This window comes from Kitasatospora sp. NPDC098663, assembly GCF_044760075.1.
GTDB lineage: Bacteria > Actinomycetota > Actinomycetes > Streptomycetales > Streptomycetaceae > Kitasatospora.
The window spans coordinates 140,960-158,436 of the sequence record NZ_JBIWAP010000003.1; the positions used below are offsets into that span (position 1 = coordinate 140,960).

The following is a 17,477-nucleotide window of genomic DNA, read 5'->3' on the forward strand; positions in this document are numbered from 1 at the left end:
GCCGGCGGCCGTCAGCTCCCTGCCACCACCTCGGCCTCCGCCGTCCTCATCCGCCCGGGCCGACATAGCGTCACGTACGCCGCCATCGCCAGCACCCCGCTCGCCAGGACGACCACCGCCAGCAGCACCGCCGACGGCCGGCCGCCGAGGCTGCTCAGCGGTGCGACCACCGCCCCGCACAGGAAGTTGCCGGTGCCGAGCAGCGCCGACGCCGTCCCGGCCGCCCGCGGCTCGACCAGGCTGAGCGCCTGCGCGGCCGTGTTCGGCAGGACCACGCCCATGCTGCCCATCATCACGAACAACGGCGGGCAGAACCCGACCAGCCCGAAGTCCCAGACCGCCGTCAACAACACCAGCGCCACTCCGGCGGTCACCGCCGTCGCCAGCCCGGCCAGCATCAGCCCCCGCGGGGCGAAGCGGCGCGCGAGCACCCGTCCGTTCAACTGCGTCATCACGACGATGGCCAGCGAGTTCGCCCCGAACAGCAGGCTGTAGGTCTGCGGCGAGACCTGGTACACGTGCTGGAGCACCGTGGACGACCCGCTGATGTAACCGAACAGCGCACCGAAGGCGAAGGAGCTGGTCAGCGCCAGCCCGAGGAACGGCAGGTTGCGCAGCAACCGCCCCATCGTGCGCAGCGTCGCGCCCACCCCGCCGGTGCCCCGGTTCTGCGTCGGCAGGCTCTCGCGCAGCGCCCCGAAGGCGGCCAGGGTCAGGAGCAGCCCGAGCGCGGTCAGCGCGCCGAAGGTGCCGCGCCACGAGGTGAACCGCATCAGTTGCGCGCCGAGGATCGGGGCGAGGATCGGCGCCAGCCCGGATATCAGCGCGATGGAGGCCAGGAACCGCAGCATCGCGACGCCCTGGAAGCGGTCCCGGGCGACGGCCCGGCCGATGACCAGCCCGGCGGATCCGGCCGCGCCCTGGATGAAGCGGGCGATGATCAGCACCGTCAGGCTCGGCGCGATCACGCACACCACGCTGGCCAGGGTGTAGAGGACGAGCCCCGCGAGCAGCGGCGGGCGGCGGCCGTAGCGGTCGCTGAGCGGTCCGAAGAGCAACTGCCCGGCCGCGACCCCGAACATGGAGAAGGTGAGGGTGAGCTGGACGGCGGCCGGTTCGGCGACCAGGTCGTCGGCGATCGCGGGCAGCCCGGGCAGGTAGAGGTCGGTGGTGAGCGGGCCGAGCGCCACGAGACCGCCCAGGACGGCGATCGTGGCCCGGCCGGGGCGGGACTGGCCGGTGGTGGGGGCGGCGGAGGGAGCGGTCGACGTGTCGCCGGCAGAGCCGACGGTCGGGCCGGGCATGGGGCTCCTCACGGAACGGGGAACGGGACGGGACGGGGGCGGGACGGGTTTGTCCACGCTCCGTCCTATCGCAGCCCAGGCCGTTTCCGACAGCGGGGGTCCTCCCGCTGGTCCACCGTCGGCCACTCCGGCGGTACCCGGGCACGACGACGGCCCGCCCGCACCTGTCGGTGCGTGGCGGGCCGGTCGGAGCCTGGCGGCGTACTCGGAGCCTCACGGCGAGCCCGGTGCGGGCACCCGGCTCGGTGCCCCCGTGCACGGCGCCCGGCTCGGGGCGCCCGGCTCAGTGCGCCCGGCTCAGTGCTTGGCGGGCCGCTCGGCGCGCAGGGCCGCCTGCACCGCCGCGCCGTCCTGCCACGCGTAGAGCTGGTTGCCGGTGAGCGTCACGTTGTAGTGCCCGCAGGTGCCACTGGCCTTGGCCGCGACACCCTCGGGGAACCAGCCGGCCTTGAGCGACAGCGGCACCGAGTGCGCGGACTTGCCGGGCAGGCCGGTGTTGCAGCCGACGGGCAGCCGCCCCTCCGGGAGGGTGGCGCGCAGCAGGCGGTCGTCGCCGGTGGTGGACATCAGGTACTTCACCGAGGAGGCGTTGTCGGGCAGCCAGGCCGGCATCGAACGGCGCTCGGCCTTGGCCTGGCTGCCGGTGTCGTAGGTGGCCTGCTCCTGGTGGCGTCCGTCGTACCAATCGGACACCCTCGGGCCGATTGCCACGGCCGCCACGGCGACGGCCATGCCGGTGCCCGCGACTCCCAGTGCGACCTTGCTCACGATGCCCTTCATGCCCGTCTGTCCTCTCCGTCTCCGGTTCCGGTCCGGTCGGCGAGGTCTGCCGTCCGGGTGTATCCATCGTGGCCCGTGCCGTCCCTTTGGAGCGTCACCACCAGGTCGCGATCTTGTCTCCATCCCACGGGGTACCGTCTCCACCTTCAGAGGTATGTCCAGCGACCCGGTCTCGGGGTTACACGGTGGGGCGCCCAGGCTGGCACACCGTCTTCAAGTGCCGCCCGGGCCTCGATCGAGCGTCACTCAAGCCGGTCTCCGGCGCAGCCCGGCCTGCTGCACCCGGATGCATCAGCGCGCCCCTGAGGCGTCGTCGGGCCCGGGGCCGGCGACGGTGTCGGCCGCCGGTCGGATCGTTGCTCGGATCGTTGCTCGGATCGTTGGTCAGAGCACCTGCCGGACCGCCGTTCAGAGCGCCGATCAGATCGACGCCGACACCGCCTCCGGCACCGGCACCGGCACCGGCCGGGCGACCGGGAAGGGCCGGCCGTCGAGGGTCCAGTGCGGGTCGATGGGGCGCAGCAGCGAGGCGTACACCTGGGCGGCGACGTCCGGGTGGCGGATCTCCCCGGTGGGCGGGCCGGCCGGGATGCCGTGCCCGGCGCAGGCGACCCAGGCCGTGCGCTCCTCGACGGTGCGGCCGCCGTGGCCGCCGGCGTCGACGTGGCCGTGGTCGGTGACGACGATGACGGTCCACTGCTCGTCGGCGTGGTCGGCGCGGCCGCGGACGGCGTCGAGCAGCCGGCCGAGGCGTTCGTCGGCGGTGCGCATGGCCGCCCGGTACTCGTCGCCGCAGCCGAGGAAGTGGGCGGTCTCGTCGACGGCGCCGAGGTAGACGAAGGAGGCCTCCGGGTCGGCGGTGCCCAGGACGTGGACGGCCTCGCGGGTGACCTCCTCGTCGACGGCCTCCCAGGCTTCGGGCGTGTCCTCGGCCGGGGCGATGTACGAGAGCCGGCCGGGCGCACGGAACAGCGGGCCGCCGGACTCGTTGATCATCAGCGGGTCCCAGCCTGCCGCGACGAAGGTGCGGCGGCGGTCGCCGCGGGCGAGCCGGGTGGCGAAGTCGGGGAACACGTCGAGCCGGTTGCCGCCGAGGTGGTTGCCCCAGACACCGTGCTTGGCGGGCTCGACACCGGTGACGATGGTGGCCCAGCACGGCCCGGACATGGTGGGCGTCGTGTCCGCCACGGTCACCGGCACCAGGAACCCGGCCTCGGCGAGCTCCTGGAGGCGCGGCATCGGCACGTGCTCCAGGTAGTCGTGGCGGACGCCGTCGATCCCGACGACGAGCACCCGGGGGCGGGGCCACTGGGCAGCAGACATGGCGGGGGTTCCTTTCGGTCGTACACACCCGGCCGCGCCCGCCGAGGGCGCCGCCGACCGCGCCATGCTCCACCGCCCGCCGTACCGCCCGGCGTCCACTCGCCGAATGCCAGGTGTCCGCCGGGTGTCAGGCGGCCGTACGGACGAACCGGCGGTCGGCCTGGGCGAGTGCGGAGACCGGTCCGGCGGCGCGCAGCACGACGTCCAGGGCGCGGTCCGGGTCGGCGGCGTAGCAGTGCGCGAACCACGGCAGATTCGCCTCGACGACGGCCCAGCGCTCGGCCGGGTCGTAGGGGTCCGCGATCGGGCCGGCGTCCAGGGCGACAGCGCCGGCCAGGGTGTCACCGACTTCCGCGAGCAGGCGCCGGGCGAAGGCGCCGCCCTCGGCGGTCAGCGGTGCGGGGGCGAGCCGGCGTGGAGGGACGCGTCACGGCAGGGCCCGGAACTCGTGGACGACCTCGATGGGGCCGACGATGTTCCGGTTGAATTCCGGCAACTCCTCGGCTGGGACCCAGAGTTCGAGGATCGTGCGGCCGCCCGCCCGCTGCACCGGATAGCGGGCGAGGAAGGCGGTGTCGACCTCGAAACGGGTGACGTAGCCGACGCCGGAGGCGGGGACGTTCCAGTCGCGGGCGATGCGGATCGCGTAGTCCTCGTTGAGGACGGGGTAGAAGATCGGCTGCTCGGGCAGCCGGGGCGGCCAGGCGCGCCGGCCGGACGCCTCGACCAGGGCCAGTTCCTCGGGGCCGGTGGGGCGCCAGAGGGTGGTGGTCGGGGCGGTGCCGGGCGTGGTGGGCTCGCTGTTCACGGTGGGCACGGTAGCCGGGCCGCGACGGTCCCGGCCACCGGGTTTCCCGAGGTGGACGGCCTGTCAGTGGTAGGCGGACTCGCCGGTGATGGCCTCGCCCAGGATCAGGGTGTGGATCTCGCCGGTGCCCTCGTAGGTGAGCACCGACTCCAGGTTGTTGGCGTGCCGCAGCACCGGGTACTCGGTGGTGATGCCGTTGGCCCCGAGGACGGTCCGGGCGCTGCGGGCGATCTCCAGCGCCGTGCGGACGTTGTTGAGCTTGCCGAAGCTGACGTGCGGCGGGCGGGCCGCACCCTCCTCCTTGAGCCGGCCGATCCGCAGGGCGACCAGGTAGGCCTTCTCCACCTCCAGCATCATCTCGACGAGCTTGTGCTGAGTGAGCTGGAATCCGGCGATCGGGCGGCCGAACTGGATCCGGCTCTTCGCGTAGTCGAGGGCGGCGGTGTAGCAGTCGCGGGCGGCGCCGACGGTGCCCCAGAGGATGCCGTAGCGGGCCTCGTTGAGGGAGGAGAGCGGTCCGCGCAGGCCGCTGACGCCCGGCAGGACGGCGTCGGCGGGCAGGACCACCTCGTCGAAGGCGAGTTCGCTCGTGACGGAGGCGCGCAGGGAGAGCTTGCCGTGCACGTCGGTGGCGGTCAGGCCGCGCGTTCCGCGCTCGACCAGGAAGCCGCGCACACCCTCCTCGGTCTGCGCCCAGACGACGGCGACGTCGGCGATGCTGCCGTTGGTGATCCACATCTTGCTGCCGGAGAGCACCCAGTCGCCGCCCTTGCGCACCGCGCGGGTCCGCATGTTCGCCGGGTCGGAGCCGAAGTCCGGTTCGGTGAGGGCGAAGCAGCCGATCAGCTCACCCGCGGCCATGCCGGGCAGCCAGCGCTGCTTCTGCTCCTCGGAACCGAAGGCGTGGATCGAACGCATCGCGAGCGAGCCCTGCACCGAGACGAAGCTGCGCAGCCCGGAGTCGGCCGCCTCCAGTTCCATGCAGGCGACCCCGTACGCCACCGCGCCGGCGCCCGCGCAGCCGTAGCCGTCGAGGTGCATGCCGAGCACGCCGAGGGCGCCGAGTTCGGGGGCGAGTTCGCGGGCCGGGAAGACGCCGCGCTCGAACCAGTCGCCGATGTGCGGGCGGATCCGCTCCTCGGTGAACCTCCGGACGGTGTCGCGGATCAGCCGCTCCTCGTCGGAGAGCAGGTCGCCGACGGCGAGCAGGTCGGACGGGTCGATCCGGGTCGGCTTCGTCATCGAAGCTCCTTGTAGTGTCGGCGGGATACCGACGGGATCCCGGTCTCGGCGCGGTACCGGCGAGTATGGCGCAACCGCCCGGACGGTGGGCGGGCGCGAGCGAGTGAGGAAGACGACATGGCGGGCGGGGCGTACGCGGTCGGTCAGGTGACGGCGGAGGAGTTGGACGGCGCGGCGGAGGAGCTCGCCGGGCTGATGGTGGACACCGTCCACGGTGGCGGGTCGATCGGCTTCCTCGCGCCGCTGGGGCGGGCCGAGGCCGTGGCGTGGTGGCGGGCGCTCGCCCCGGAGGTCGCGGCGGAGCGGCTGCTGCTGTGGACGGTCCGGGCGGAGGCCGACGGGCGGCTCGCCGGGACGATCCAGCTGCGCCCGGCGGTGCCCGCGAACGGGCGGCACCGGGGCGAGGTCGCCAAGCTGATGGTGCACCCGTCGGACCGGGGGCAGCGGCTGGCCGGGCGGCTGCTGGCGGCGCTGGAGGAGCGGGCGACCGAGCTGGGGCTGCGGCTGCTGGTGCTGGACACCGAGACGGGCAGCCCGGCCGAGCGGCTGTACGAGGCGGCCGGGTGGACGCGGGTCGGTTCGGTGCCGGACTACGCGACCGACCCCACGGGGCGCGCGCACCCGACGACGATCTTCTTCAAGGCTCTGGGCGGCTGACGGGCCGCCCCTCACCCCACCCCGCACAGCCGCAGCAGCGCCGTCGTCGCCGCGCCCGCGACCACCACCGCCGGAAACGGCGCCCGCCGCAGCGCGAGCACACCGGCGACCAGGACGCCGGCCGGGCGGGCCCAACCGGCGAAGCCCTGGCCCTGGGTGAGGGCACCGGTGGCGACCAGGGCGACCAGCAGGACGGCCGCGGCGACGGCGAGCAGGTGCCGCACGCGCTCCGAGAGGGCGAGCCGGTGGCCGAGGAGCGGCCCGGCGAGGCGGAAGGCGTACGTCCCGACGGCCAGCAGCAGCACGGCGTACAACGGCATCATCGGGCTTCCTCCCGCTCGATCACCGGGACGCCCGGTTCCTCGACCGACGCCCCCTTCCGCGACTCCCGCGACTCCCGCGACTCCCGCGACTGCAGCGACTCCCGCGACTGCAGCGACTCCCGCGACTGCAGCGACTGCAGCGAGTTCTGCGGCTCCCGCACCTCAAGGCCCTGCCGCACCTCAAGGCCCTGCCGCACCTCGCGACCGTCACGCACCCCGCGACCGTCACGGCCCTCGCGCGTTCCGGGCCGCCCTGCGAACAACAGCCCGACGAGGGCGAGCAGGACGGGCAGCCCCGCCGGGACGAACGGCGTGGCCGCGACCGCGACGACGGCGCCGGCCACGGCGGCGGTGCGGACGCGGCGGTCCGCGAGCGAGGGCAGCACGAGGGCGAGCAGCACGGCGGGGAAGGCCGCGTCGAGGCCCAGCGCGTCCGTGTCCCCGATCAGCCCGCCGGCCAGGGCCCCGAGGACCACCGAGACGTTCCACACCACGAACAACGCCAGTCCGCAGAGCCAGAACGCGGCCCGTCGCCGTCGACCGTCGTCCTGCCGCAGGACGAACGCGGCGGTCTCGTCGGTGATCAGCTGCGCGCCGAACAGCCGCCGCCACCACGGGCCGTCGAGCACGTCGGCCACGGCGAAGCCGAAGGGCAGCAGCCGGGCGTTGAGCACCAGTCCGGTGGCGACGGCGGCGAGCGCACCGCCGCCGGACAGCACCACGCCGATCGCCGCGAACTGGGAGCCGCCCGCGAAGACGAGGACGGAGAGCGCGACCGGCACCCACAGAGGCAGGCCGCCGGAGCCGCTGATCGCGCCGAAGGAGGCGCCGACGAGCGCGTCGGCGAGGCAGACGAGAGCGATGTCCCGAAGGGTGGCATGCTCCAGTGTTCGGAGTAGCGAACGCATGTCCACCAGACTGAACCCACCGCCTCGGTTCGTCAAGGCGAACGATTGGACCGACAGGCCGAACGACGGGCAGGTGCGGACAGCCGCCCTCACGAGTGGCAGCATGAACGGCACCAGCCGCACGGGAGCCGGAGAAGGAGCCAGGAGAGCGTGAGTGGCAAGCATGAGTGAGCGGACCACCCCGAGCGCGGGTTCCGGCGCGGATCTGATCGGCCTGATCTCCGTCTCCATCCGGCGCGAGCGCGAACGCGGCGGACTGTCGATGGCGGAGCTGGCCCGGCGCGCGGGCATCGCCAAGTCGACGCTCTCCCAGTTGGAGTCGGGGGCGGGCAACCCGAGCGTGGAAACGCTCTGGGCCCTCGCCGTCGCACTGAACGTGCCGTTCAGCCGCCTGGTCGACCCCCCGCGCCCGGCGGTCAAGGTGATCCGGGCCGGCGAGGGGCCGGTGACCCACTCCGAGCGCGCCGACTACGCGGCGACCGTGCTCTCCTCCTGCCCGCCGAACGCCCGGCGCGACATCTACCGGATCGAGGCGCAGCCGGGCGAGACCCGGGCCTCCGACCCGCACATGCCCGGTACCGTCGAGCACGTGCTGGTCGGATCGGGCCGGGCTCTGGCCGGGCCGACGGAGGCCCCGGTCGAACTGGGCCCGGGCGACTACGTGAGCTACCCGGGCGATGCCCCGCACGTCTTCCGCGCGCTGGCGCCGGACACCCTCGCGGTGATCGTCATGGAGCACATCTGACGATCAGTCGGACATGTTCGGCTACTTCAACAGGCCGTCCAGGAAGGGGTTTCCGAACACCCGGTGCGGGTCGTACCGGTCCAGGACGGCGACCGCCTCGTCCCAGCCCGGCCCGCCGCCGTCGCGCAGGCTCGCGGGAATGACCCGACCGATCAGGTCCGGATCGGACCAGGCCGCGTCGGCGGTGTACGCCCAGCCCTTGGACCACTCGACCCGCAGGCCCGCCCGGGTGCCGTCGAAGGTGCGCAGCAGCCACTGCTCCAGGTCGCGGGCGAAGCGCTCCAGCCCCGGGGTGCCGGGGAAGGCCAGGACGTCGAGCCAGACGGCGGTGTCCCACTCCGGGCGGTCCGCCCGAGGACGCAGCGCGGACAGCAACGGCGGCCGCGCGCCGGGGACGCCGGAGGAGGTCGGGTCGTCCACGCCGGTGACCCGGATCTCCACCGCGCCGTTCACCGGGAACTCCCCCCGGGACTGGTATTCGGCGAGCAACTTCCGGTAGTAGGCGGCGAATTCGCTGACCACCCATTGGAGGTCGGCACGCCTGGCGAGGACCGCGTAGCCGTTGGCGGTGACCCGCAGGGTGGTGGGCCGGACGTACTGCAGCAGGCTGCGCGACGGGCCCCAGAGGTCGGAGCGCAGGCCGCCGGCGAGCAGGTGGGTGATCAGGTCGCCGCTGAGCAGGTCGCGGAGCAGCCCGCCGGAGAGCAGGACGTCCGTGAGGTCGCCGGTGAGCGCCACCTTGGCGATCAGGTACTGGAGTTGGCCGAACAGCGGGGCCGATCCCCAGGCGCCGGCGAGGATCTGGCCGGCGAGCCGGGCGACCGGTTCCGGAATGCTGTCCGAGAAGGGGTAGTTGTAGGGCTGGTCGACGGGCAGGGAGCCAAGCGGCTTGGCCGGGGCGACGCTCCAGGTCTTCAGCCAGGGGTACTCGGTGTAGGCGAACCAGATCGCCTCGACCCGGCCGTCGCGCTCGACGAAGTCGGCGAGGGTGCGCGGGCCGCCACCGCCGAGCAGACCGCCCAGGAGCCCACCGCCGCCGCCTCCGGTGCCGGGGCGGGCGAACAGTTCGCCGGCCGGGATGTCGAGACGGCTGACGCAGCGCAGCGGGCGGTCCGCGCCGGCCCGCAGCACGACCTCGGTGAGGAAGGCGCGGCCCAGGTGCACGAGGAAGGCGGCGCTGTCGGCCTCGGCGCGCTCGAAGGTGCGCAGCGTGTAGCGGCCGGTGGCCGGGTCGAGGACGACGGCGGTGAGCCGGACGACCTGGTTGCTGACCGAGCCGTAGCCGTGCCCCTCCGGCCGGAGTTCGTGGGCGGCGGGTACGGCGGTGCCGTGGCCGCCGATGGCGAGCACCCCGCCGACGGTCAGTTCGCCGGGTGCCGGGCACGCGGTCAGACCGAGGCCTCGGCCGGCCAGGTGGGCGAGCAGGTCCTCCATGGTGGCGCCGGTCTGGACCCGGACGGTGGTCGGCGAGTCGGCGGTCATCGCGGTGAGGTGGCGGCTGGTGTCCACGAGCAGGACGCGGGCGCTGTCCGGGGTCCCGTCGGCGACGGTGAGCGGCGCCCAGGTGTGCCGGTAGCCGGTGGCGCGCAGGCGCCAGCCGTTGGCGTGCGCCCAGTCGGCGAGCGCCGGCACCTCCTCGGGCGTGCGGGGCGCGCAGGTCCACAGCTGGTCGGTGCGGATCTCGCCGGACCAGTTCTGGAAGACCCGCTGGTACAGCTCGGTGCCGGCGGGCAGGCCGGGCGGCACCGGGGTGGCCGCCTCGGCGCTGTCCGGGCCTACGGTGCCGCGCAGCAGCCAGGCCGCGCCGCCCAGGGCGGCCGAGGCGCCGAGCATCTGCCGCCGGGTGAGCCCGCCGCCCCTGGCGGTTCCACGCCGCTTCCCCGGGTCCGTCCCCCCATGGTCTTCCGCGCCCCCGGCCATGCCCCGCCCTGTCGTCGTCATGAGTCCGCCCCCACTAGCCGGTCACCCACGCCGAGCGGCGGTGATGCCGCACGGCGATGATGCCGAGCAGCGGCGATCAGGGTGGGGCCGGCGTGAATCCGGCCCGGACAGGAGCGTACGAAGCGGCGTACGGCAGTTTGAAGCACTCCACGCAGCTATTCATCCATTCGGGTGATCATGCCCCGGGCCTACGGCCGCTCCCGGCGCAGCGCGGAGCGGTACGTGCGTCCACCCCGGCCGCCTCCCTCCCGGCTGCCACGCGAAACCCTTGTCCACCGCCCGGACCTGCGCATACGTTGATCTTTTCCACCTCGCGCCCGGAGGCACCGCCATGCCCGTACCCCTGATCGCCACCGCCGCCGTAACCGCCACCGCCACCATCACCGTGGCCGTCGCCCAGCCCGCCTGCGCCGACGCCGGCCGCCCGGACACCGTGGCCGTGAACGTCGAACGGCACGCGCAGGCGGTACGGGAGGCCACCGCGCGTCTGGTGGTGTTCCCCGAGCTGTCCCTGACCGGCTACGACCTGGCCGCGCCCGCGCTCGGCCCCGCCGATCCGCGCCTCGCCCCGCTGGTCGCCGCCTGCGCCGCGACCGGCACGACCGCCCTGGTCGGCGCGCCGGTCACCGAACCCGGCAGGGGCGAGTCCATCGCCACCCTGGCCGTCACCGGTGAGGGCGCCGCCGTCGTGTACCGGAAGTCGCGGCTGCACGGCGCCGAGAACGACCGGTTCACCCCCGGCGACGGGCCCGCCGTCCTGGAACTGGACGGCCTCCGGTTCGGCCTCGCGATCTGCGCCGACGCCGCCGACCCCGCCCACGCCGAGGAGACCGCCGCGCTCGGCATCGACGCCTACGTCGCCTCCACCCTGTACGGCGCGGGGCCCGCGCAGGCCGCCCGCCGCGACGGGCACCTCCACGACCGCGCCGCCGCCCACGGGGTGTGGGCCGTGCTGGCCACTTCTGCCGGGGCGAGCGGCGAGCAGCCGCAGACCTCGGGCGGCTCCGGCTTCTGGGCACCGGGCGGCGCCCTGGTCGCCCAGGCCGGTACCGCGCCGGGCGAACTGGTCCGCGCCGAGCTGCCCCGGCGGTAACAGCGGCCGCAACCCGGCGGACGCGACGGGGGCGGCCCGGCGGGCGCGGCCTGGTCGTCACCGTGGATGCGGCCGGGCGGAAATACCCGGGGCCCGCGCGCGGCTGTGGTGATCGGAGACCGCTCGGGGCCGGACCACCGGCCCGTTCAGGAGGTGCAGCGCGTGATGGGTGACGAGCAGGAGAAGCAGCGGGAGTACCGCGTCGAGCACGACTCGATGGGCGAGGTCCGGGTGCCGGCCGCCGCGAAGTGGCAGGCGCAGACGCAGCGGGCGGTGGAGAACTTCCCGGTGTCCGGCCAGCGGCTGGAGCGCGCGCACATCGCCGCGCTGGCCGGGATCAAGGCCGCGGCGGCCCGGGTGAACGCCCGCCTCGGCGTCCTGGACGAGGACACGGCGGCGGCGATCGCGGCGGCGGCCGAGGAGGTCGCCGAAGGGCGGTGGGACGACGAGTTCCCGGTGGACGTGTTCCAGACCGGTTCGGGCACCTCGTCCAACATGAACGCCAACGAGGTGATCGCCACCCTGGCCGCCGAGCGGCTGGGCCGCGCGGTCCACCCGAACGACCACGTGAACGCCAGCCAGTCGTCCAACGACGTCTTCCCGTCCTCGATCCACATCGCCGCCACCGCCGCCGTCACGCATGACCTGATCCCGGCGCTGGAGCACCTGGCGGAGGCTCTGGAGCGCAAGGCCGCCGAGTTCGCGCAGGTGGTCAAGTCGGGCCGGACGCACCTGATGGACGCCACGCCGGTGACCCTCGGTCAGGAGTTCGGCGGCTACGCCGCCCAGGTTCGGCACGGGCGGGAGCGGCTGCTGGCGACGCTCCCCCGGGTCGCCGAACTGCCCCTCGGCGGCACGGCGGTGGGCACCGGGATCAACACCCCGCCGGGCTTCCCGGCCGCGGTGATCGAGGAGGTCGCCCGCACCACCGGCCTGCCGCTCACCGAGGCGCGGGACCACTTCGAGGCGCAGGGCGCCCGCGACGCCCTGGTCGAGCTGAGCGGCCAACTGCGCACGGTGGCCGTCGGATTCACGAAGATCGCGAACGACCTGCGGTGGATGGGCTCGGGCCCGCGCACCGGCCTCGGCGAGATCAACCTGCCGGACCTGCAACCCGGTTCGTCGATCATGCCGGGCAAGGTGAACCCGGTGCTCCCCGAGGTGGTGCTGATGGTCGCCGCCCAGGTGGTCGGCAACGACGCGACGGTCACCCTGGCCGGCGCGAGCGGCAACTTCGAGCTGAACGTGATGCTCCCGGTGCTCGCCCGCAACGTGCTGGAGTCGGTGCGGCTGCTCGCCAACAGCGCCCGCCTGCTGGCGGACCGGACGGTGGACGGCATCACCGCCAACGTCGAACGGGCCCGGGAGTACGCGGAGTCCTCCCCCTCGGTGGTCACCCCGCTGAACCGCTACCTCGGGTACGAGGAGGCGGCGAAGGTCGCCAAGCGGGCGCTGGCCGAACGGAAGACCATCCGGCAGGTCGTGCTGGAGCACGGCTACGTGGAACAGGGCAAGCTCACCCGGGAGCAGCTCGACGAGGCCCTCGACGTCCTGCGGATGACCCGCCCGTGACGGCTGCGGATTCCCGGTGACGGCCGCGGCTCCCTGACGACGTGCGCCGGGGCGCGGAGGACCGGTTCGATCCTCCACGCCCCGGACGCGGGCTGTCAGTGACGTCAGCCCTTGGCGCGGCCGGCGCGGCCGAGTCGCATCGCTGCTCCGTTCGCCGTGATCGTGGCCATCGAGATCGCCGCGAGACCGAGCAGGAACATCACGGCACCGACGATGACGCAGGTGACGATGTTCCTGCCCTGCGCGGCCGATCCGGAGACGAGCCAGGGAGAGAGGATCGTCCACGCGCCGAGCACGGTGGCCGCCCAGGCCCTCGCGTGGGTGCGCTCGTAGGCCGACCCGTATCCCGCCATCAGCACGCAGTAGGCCAGGCCGACGATCAGGCAGGTCACGGTCAGCGTGTTGAAGGCGGTGAAGCCGACGATCCATGGCGATGCCGCCAGGAAGAGACCGGCCAGCACGGCCAGGGCCTCCGTGGCCTGGGCGCGCGGGGTCGAGGTGATCCGCTCGTAGTGCTCCCGTAGTTCGACGATGTCCGGGTGATGCTCCATGCCCATCGGAATCTGGGTAGACACCGATACCACCTCCTATGGTTCGGAACATGGAGGGCGCTTGCCCCGTACCCATTCTGGCGCCTATCCGACGATTTGCGCCTTTTGGCCGTAGATGCTCGATAACCATCCGATCACGGCGGTGACCTGCGTCTCACCACTCCGAACCCTCCTTGCCTATGCAATTCGTTGCATAGCAGGATGCCGGACATGGCACTGGAGCACGCGATCCTCGTCTCACTGCTGGAGCAGCCGGGCTCGGGCTACGAACTGGCCCGGCGCTTCGACCGCTCCATCGGGCGCTTCTGGACCGCCACCCACCAGCAGATCTACAAGGTGCTGCGGCGGATGGAGGCCGACGGCTGGGTCGCCGCCGAAGAGGTCGCCCAGGACGGCCGGCCGGACAAGAAGGTCTACTCGGCGGCCGACGCAGGGCGGGCCGTGCTCGCCGGCTGGCTGCGCGAACCGGTCGAGCCGGAGTCCGTCCGACACGAGCTCGCGGTCAAGATCCGCGCCGCCGCGTTCGACGACCCGGCCGCGCTGATCTCCGAGGTCGAACGGCATCGCGAGAGCCACGCCGCCCTGCTCGCCCGCTACCTGCACGGCGAGCAGCGCGACTTCCCCGACCTCACCGCGCTCGACACCCAGCAGGAGCTCCAGCACGTGGTGCTGCGCGGCGGCATCGAGTACGAGCGGATGACCCTCGCCTGGCTCGACGACGTGCTCGCCACCCTGCACCGCCTCGCCGCGGATGACGGGTCACGGATGACGGGTGACAGATAACAGAATCTGAACGCTGAAATCTGAACTCTGTCAGTTGTCAACTGTTCGCTGTTCGCTGTTCGCCGCCACCCGCCGGCCACCACCCGCCGCCGTCTCACCCGCCTCCTCACCCGCCACCCCTCACCCTCGACCCCCGGGAGCCCGTGATGCTCTTCAACCCGCGTACGTACGACCCCGCGCAGTTCGACGAGCCGACCCGCCGACTGCTGCGCGCGACCGTGGACTGGTTCGAGTCCCGCGGCAAGAAGGCGCTGATCGACACCTACGTCGACCGCACCTGGTACGCCGACTTCCTCGGATTCGCGGCCGAGGAGGGCCTGTTCGCGGAATTCCTGACCCCGTCCGCGGCCGACCCGGGCAAGCGCTGGGACACCTCCCGGATCGCCGAGCTGAACGAGATCCTCGGCTTCTACGGCCTCGGCTACTGGTACACCTGGCAGGTCACCATCCTCGGCCTCGGACCGGTCTGGCAGAGCAAGAACGAGGCCGTCCGGGCCCGCGCCGCGAAGCTCCTGACGGAGGGTCACGTCATGGCGTTCGGGCTCTCCGAGCGCACCCACGGCGCCGACATCTACTCCACCGACATGATCCTCACCCCGGACGGCGAGGGCGGCTTCACCGCGACCGGCTCCAAGTACTACATCGGCAACGGCAACGTGGCCGGCCTGGTCTCGGTGTTCGGCCGCCGCTCCGACGTCGAGGGCCCCGAGGGCTACGTCTTCTTCGCCGCCGACAGCCGCCACGACGCGTACCACCTGGTCAAAAACGTGGTGAACGCCCAGATGTACGTCAGCGAGTTCCGGCTGGAGGGCTACCCGGTACGCGCCGAGGACGTGCTGCACACCGGTCAGGCCGCCTTCGACGCCGCGCTGAACACCGTCAACGTCGGCAAGTTCAACCTCTGCACGGCCTCGGTCGGCATCTGCGAGCACGCGATGTACGAGGCCGTCACACACGCCCACAACCGGGTGCTGTACGGCCGGAAGGTCACCGACTTCCCCCACGTGCGACGGGAGTTGACCGACGCGTACGCCCGCCTGGTGGCGATGAAGATGTTCAGCGCGCGGGCCGTGGACTACTTCCGCACCGCCTCCCCCGAGGACCGCCGCTACCTGCTGTTCAACCCGATGACCAAGATGAAGGTCACCACCGAGGGCGAGAAGGTCATCGACCTGATGTGGGACGTCATCGCGGCCAAGGGCTTCGAGGCGGACACCTACTTCGACAAGGCGGCGAAGGACATCCGCGGCCTGCCGAAGCTGGAGGGCACCGTCCACGTCAACCTGGCGCTGATCCTCAAGTTCATGGGCAACTACCTGTTCGCCCCGAGCGACTACGCTCCGGTACCGACCCGGCTGGACGCCGCCGATGACGCCTTCCTGTTCCGCCAGGGCGCGGCCCGCGGCCTCGGCGCGATCCGCTTCCACGACTGGCGCACCGCGTACGACCGCCACGCGCAGCTGCCGAACGTCGCCCGCTTCCGCGAGCAGGCCGACGGCTTCTGCGAGTTGCTCCTCGGCCACGCGCCGAGCAAGGAGCAGCAGGCGGACCTGGACTTCCTGCTGGAGATCGGCCAGCTGTTCGCACTGATCGTCTACGGCCAGCTGGTGCTGGAGCAGGCTGAGCTGACCGGCCTGGACGAGGACGTCCTGGACCAGATCTTCGACGCGCTGGTCCGCGACTTCTCCGCGCACGCGACCGAGCTGCACGGCAAGGCCTCGACGACCCCGGAGCAGGCCGCCTGGGCGCTGGCGAACGTACGCCGGCCGGTCGCCAACGCTGAGCGGGCCGCCGCCGTGTGGGCCCGGGTCGAGGAGCTGTCGGGCGCGTACGAGATGCGGCCGTAGCCGCCGCGCAGCGGGTGGAACGACCCCGGGGGTGCCGGTCAGCGGGCCGGCACCCCCGGGCTGCACCCCGCCCCGCCCCTCGGCGCCCCGCCCGACGCCGCCCGGACGTACCGTGGAACACGGAGGGCGCGTCATGCACGGCACCGGGACCCACTTCACCGACCGGACCGACGCGGGTCGGCGGCTGGCCGCCCGCGTGGGCCACTTGGGCGGCGCCGACACCGTGGTGGTGGCGCTGCCCAGGGGCGGGGTTCCGGTGGCCGCCGAGGTGGCGGCCGCGCTCGGCGCGCCGCTGGACATCTGCGTGATCCGCAAGCTCGGCGTGCCCTACCAGCCCGAGCTGGGCATGGGGGCGATCGGCGAGGACGGCGTCCGGGTGCTGAACGAGCAGGTCATCCGGCTGGCCGGGGTCGGCGACGACCAGCTGGCCGCCGTGGAGCAGCGCGAGCGCACCGAGTTGGAGCGCCGGGCCCGCCGCTACCGGGGCGGCCGCCCGCCCGCCGACCTGCGCGGCCGCACGGTGATCGTGGTGGACGACGGCGTCGCCACCGGCTCCACCGCCCGGGCCGCCTGCCGGATCGTCCGGGCCCGGGGGGCGGCCCGGGTGGTGCTCGCCGTCCCGGTGGCCCCGGCGGACTGGACGGAGCGCCTGTCCGAGGTCGCCGACGAGCTGGTCTGCGTCGGCACGCCGTCGCCGTTCTTCGCGATCGGCGAGTTCTACGGGGACTTCGCGCAGACCGGCGACGAGGAGGTCCTCCGGCTACTCGCCGAGGCCGCCGGCGGGCGGCGCGCGCCAGGGCCGGTGGGCGTGGACCGCGAGCTGGTGCTGCGCGCCGCCGGTGTGCGCCTCGCCGGCCGGCTGACCGTCCCCGCCGCACCGAGCGCAATCGTGCTCTTCGCGCACGGCAGCGGCAGCGGCCGGCGCAGTCCGCGCAACCGTCACGTCGCCCGGTACCTGAACCGCTCCGGGCTGGCCACGCTGCTGTTCGACCTGCTCACCGAGGCCGAGGAGCCGGACCGCCGCAAGGTGTTCGACGTCGGTCTGCTCGGTGACCGGCTGACCGCCGTCGCCGAGGAGCTGGGCCGGCTGGAGGAGACCCGCGACCTGCCGCTCGGCCTGTTCGGCGCCAGCACCGGCGCCGCGGCCGCGCTGCACACCGCCGCCGCCCTGCACACCGCCACCGCGCTCGGGCCCGCCGTCGGCGCGGTGGTCTCCCGCGGCGGGCGCCCCGACCTCGCCGGTCCCGACGTCCTGGGCCGGGTGAGCGCCCCGACGCTGCTCGTGGTCGGCGGCCTGGACACCACCGTGATCGACCTGAACCGGCGGGCCCGGGCCCGGCTGCACTGCGTGAGCGAACTGGCGGTGGTGCCGGGCGCGGGCCATCTGTTCGAGGAGCCGGGCACGTTGGACCAGGTCGCCGAGCTCGCCGGGGCATGGTTCCTGCGCCACCTCGCCCCGCTCGGGACCGCCCAGGACCCGGAGTCACGGGCCCCGTGAACCGGCCTCGATCGGCAGCACATTTTGCGCAGCCGAATGCGGGATTTCCTGATCAGCTTGTACACATTGAACAGTGAAATCGCGACCTGTTGCCCAGCCACC

At 73.4% G+C, this 17,477-nt stretch carries 17 protein-coding genes; 7 read left to right on the forward strand and 10 right to left on the reverse strand.

Going from position 1 to position 17,477, the window contains the following annotated elements; genetic code table 11:
- Nucleotides 1-11: 11 nt before the first annotated feature.
- From ACIQVZ_RS04355 to ACIQVZ_RS04380, 6 genes are all read right to left on the reverse strand, one after another.
- Nucleotides 12-1,304, reverse strand: coding sequence for a multidrug effflux MFS transporter (locus tag ACIQVZ_RS04355; RefSeq protein WP_402447123.1), 1,293 nt, complete (start codon nt 1,302-1,304; stop codon nt 12-14).
- A 297-nt stretch (nt 1,305-1,601) separates the two neighbouring features.
- On the reverse strand, nt 1,602-2,084 hold the full coding sequence (locus tag ACIQVZ_RS04360; RefSeq protein WP_350875070.1) for a hypothetical protein: 483 nt from the start codon (nt 2,082-2,084) through the stop codon (nt 1,602-1,604).
- Nucleotides 2,085-2,504: 420 nt separating this feature from the next.
- Nucleotides 2,505-3,407, reverse strand: coding sequence for an alkaline phosphatase family protein (locus ACIQVZ_RS04365; RefSeq protein WP_402447126.1), 903 nt, complete (start codon nt 3,405-3,407; stop codon nt 2,505-2,507).
- Between the two features lie 127 nt (nt 3,408-3,534).
- Complete coding sequence (locus ACIQVZ_RS04370; protein WP_402447373.1) at nt 3,535-3,801, reverse strand: hypothetical protein; 267 nt, start codon at nt 3,799-3,801, stop codon at nt 3,535-3,537.
- A 33-nt stretch (nt 3,802-3,834) separates the two neighbouring features.
- Nucleotides 3,835-4,215 (reverse strand): ADP-ribosylation/crystallin J1, encoded by a 381-nt coding sequence (locus tag ACIQVZ_RS04375; protein WP_402447129.1) that lies wholly within the window; start codon nt 4,213-4,215, stop codon nt 3,835-3,837.
- A 63-nt stretch (nt 4,216-4,278) separates the two neighbouring features.
- Complete coding sequence (locus tag ACIQVZ_RS04380; RefSeq protein WP_350875064.1) at nt 4,279-5,457, reverse strand: acyl-CoA dehydrogenase family protein; 1,179 nt, start codon at nt 5,455-5,457, stop codon at nt 4,279-4,281.
- 117 nt (nt 5,458-5,574) lie between these two features.
- Between ACIQVZ_RS04380 and ACIQVZ_RS04385 the strand changes: the two genes are divergently transcribed.
- Entirely contained in the window at nt 5,575-6,114 is a 540-nt protein-coding gene (locus ACIQVZ_RS04385) for a GNAT family N-acetyltransferase (protein ID WP_350875062.1), read from the forward strand.
- 11 nt (nt 6,115-6,125) lie between these two features.
- Here the strand turns inward: ACIQVZ_RS04385 and ACIQVZ_RS04390 are convergent, their stop codons facing one another.
- Together ACIQVZ_RS04390 and ACIQVZ_RS04395 are read right to left on the reverse strand one after the other, a co-directional pair.
- On the reverse strand, nt 6,126-6,434 hold the full coding sequence (locus ACIQVZ_RS04390; RefSeq protein ID WP_063349896.1) for an AzlD domain-containing protein: 309 nt from the start codon (nt 6,432-6,434) through the stop codon (nt 6,126-6,128).
- Complete coding sequence (locus tag ACIQVZ_RS04395; protein WP_402447134.1) at nt 6,434-7,345, reverse strand: AzlC family ABC transporter permease; 912 nt, start codon at nt 7,343-7,345, stop codon at nt 6,434-6,436. Before ACIQVZ_RS04395 ends, ACIQVZ_RS04390 begins: the two co-directional genes overlap by 1 nt.
- A gap of 163 nt (nt 7,346-7,508) precedes the next feature.
- On the opposite strand from ACIQVZ_RS04395, the gene ACIQVZ_RS04400 reads away from it, so the two are divergent.
- Entirely contained in the window at nt 7,509-8,090 is a 582-nt protein-coding gene (locus ACIQVZ_RS04400; protein WP_350875658.1) for a helix-turn-helix domain-containing protein, read from the forward strand.
- Between the two features lie 21 nt (nt 8,091-8,111).
- Here ACIQVZ_RS04400 and ACIQVZ_RS04405 read toward each other — a convergent pair whose 3' ends face one another.
- Entirely contained in the window at nt 8,112-9,923 is a 1,812-nt protein-coding gene (locus ACIQVZ_RS04405; protein ID WP_402447136.1) for a cholesterol oxidase substrate-binding domain-containing protein, read from the reverse strand.
- Nucleotides 9,924-10,362: 439 nt separating this feature from the next.
- Here ACIQVZ_RS04405 and ACIQVZ_RS04410 point away from each other — a divergent pair, with 439 nt between their 5' ends.
- Complete coding sequence (locus ACIQVZ_RS04410) at nt 10,363-11,124, forward strand: carbon-nitrogen hydrolase family protein (protein ID WP_402447138.1); 762 nt, start codon at nt 10,363-10,365, stop codon at nt 11,122-11,124.
- 165 nt (nt 11,125-11,289) lie between these two features.
- Complete coding sequence (locus tag ACIQVZ_RS04415; protein ID WP_350875053.1) at nt 11,290-12,696, forward strand: class II fumarate hydratase; 1,407 nt, start codon at nt 11,290-11,292, stop codon at nt 12,694-12,696.
- Nucleotides 12,697-12,800: 104 nt separating this feature from the next.
- Here the strand turns inward: ACIQVZ_RS04415 and ACIQVZ_RS04420 are convergent, their stop codons facing one another.
- Nucleotides 12,801-13,271, reverse strand: a complete 471-nt coding sequence (locus ACIQVZ_RS04420; RefSeq protein WP_402447141.1) for an SPW repeat protein — start codon at nt 13,269-13,271, stop codon at nt 12,801-12,803.
- Between the two features lie 186 nt (nt 13,272-13,457).
- On the opposite strand from ACIQVZ_RS04420, the gene ACIQVZ_RS04425 reads away from it, so the two are divergent.
- The 3 genes from ACIQVZ_RS04425 (at nt 13,458) to ACIQVZ_RS04435 (ending at nt 17,375) form a co-directional block, all read left to right on the forward strand.
- Nucleotides 13,458-14,030 (forward strand): PadR family transcriptional regulator, encoded by a 573-nt coding sequence (locus tag ACIQVZ_RS04425; RefSeq protein ID WP_350875050.1) that lies wholly within the window; start codon nt 13,458-13,460, stop codon nt 14,028-14,030.
- A gap of 146 nt (nt 14,031-14,176) precedes the next feature.
- Nucleotides 14,177-15,877 carry an acyl-CoA dehydrogenase family protein gene (locus tag ACIQVZ_RS04430; RefSeq protein WP_350875048.1) on the forward strand — a complete coding sequence of 567 codons (1,701 nt, stop codon included), beginning with the start codon at nt 14,177-14,179 and terminating at the stop codon, nt 15,875-15,877.
- 133 nt (nt 15,878-16,010) lie between these two features.
- Nucleotides 16,011-17,375, forward strand: coding sequence for an alpha/beta family hydrolase (locus ACIQVZ_RS04435; protein WP_402447146.1), 1,365 nt, complete (start codon nt 16,011-16,013; stop codon nt 17,373-17,375).
- Nucleotides 17,376-17,477 lie beyond the last annotated feature (102 nt).

What these genes read in the sequence shown, in the direction of transcription:
- ACIQVZ_RS04390 (WP_063349896.1), bottom strand. Translation starts at nt 6,434, where the DNA reads ATGCCGTTGTACGCCGTGCTGCTGCTGGCCGTCGGGACGTACGCCTTC.
- ACIQVZ_RS04415 (WP_350875053.1), top strand. Translation starts at nt 11,290, where the DNA reads ATGGGTGACGAGCAGGAGAAGCAGCGGGAGTACCGCGTCGAGCACGAC.
- ACIQVZ_RS04435 (WP_402447146.1), top strand. Translation starts at nt 16,011, where the DNA reads ATGCACGGCACCGGGACCCACTTCACCGACCGGACCGACGCGGGTCGG.
- ACIQVZ_RS04365 (WP_402447126.1), bottom strand. Translation starts at nt 3,407, where the DNA reads ATGTCTGCTGCCCAGTGGCCCCGCCCCCGGGTGCTCGTCGTCGGGATC.
- ACIQVZ_RS04380 (WP_350875064.1), bottom strand. Translation starts at nt 5,457, where the DNA reads ATGACGAAGCCGACCCGGATCGACCCGTCCGACCTGCTCGCCGTCGGC.
- ACIQVZ_RS04405 (WP_402447136.1), bottom strand. Translation starts at nt 9,923, where the DNA reads ATGCTCGGCGCCTCGGCCGCCCTGGGCGGCGCGGCCTGGCTGCTGCGC.
- ACIQVZ_RS04425 (WP_350875050.1), top strand. Translation starts at nt 13,458, where the DNA reads ATGGCACTGGAGCACGCGATCCTCGTCTCACTGCTGGAGCAGCCGGGC.
- ACIQVZ_RS04355 (WP_402447123.1), bottom strand. Translation starts at nt 1,304, where the DNA reads ATGCCCGGCCCGACCGTCGGCTCTGCCGGCGACACGTCGACCGCTCCC.
- ACIQVZ_RS04360 (WP_350875070.1), bottom strand. Translation starts at nt 2,084, where the DNA reads ATGAAGGGCATCGTGAGCAAGGTCGCACTGGGAGTCGCGGGCACCGGC.
- ACIQVZ_RS04400 (WP_350875658.1), top strand. Translation starts at nt 7,509, where the DNA reads ATGAGTGAGCGGACCACCCCGAGCGCGGGTTCCGGCGCGGATCTGATC.
- ACIQVZ_RS04395 (WP_402447134.1), bottom strand. Translation starts at nt 7,345, where the DNA reads ATGCGTTCGCTACTCCGAACACTGGAGCATGCCACCCTTCGGGACATC.
- ACIQVZ_RS04410 (WP_402447138.1), top strand. Translation starts at nt 10,363, where the DNA reads ATGCCCGTACCCCTGATCGCCACCGCCGCCGTAACCGCCACCGCCACC.
- ACIQVZ_RS04430 (WP_350875048.1), top strand. Translation starts at nt 14,177, where the DNA reads ATGCTCTTCAACCCGCGTACGTACGACCCCGCGCAGTTCGACGAGCCG.
- ACIQVZ_RS04385 (WP_350875062.1), top strand. Translation starts at nt 5,575, where the DNA reads ATGGCGGGCGGGGCGTACGCGGTCGGTCAGGTGACGGCGGAGGAGTTG.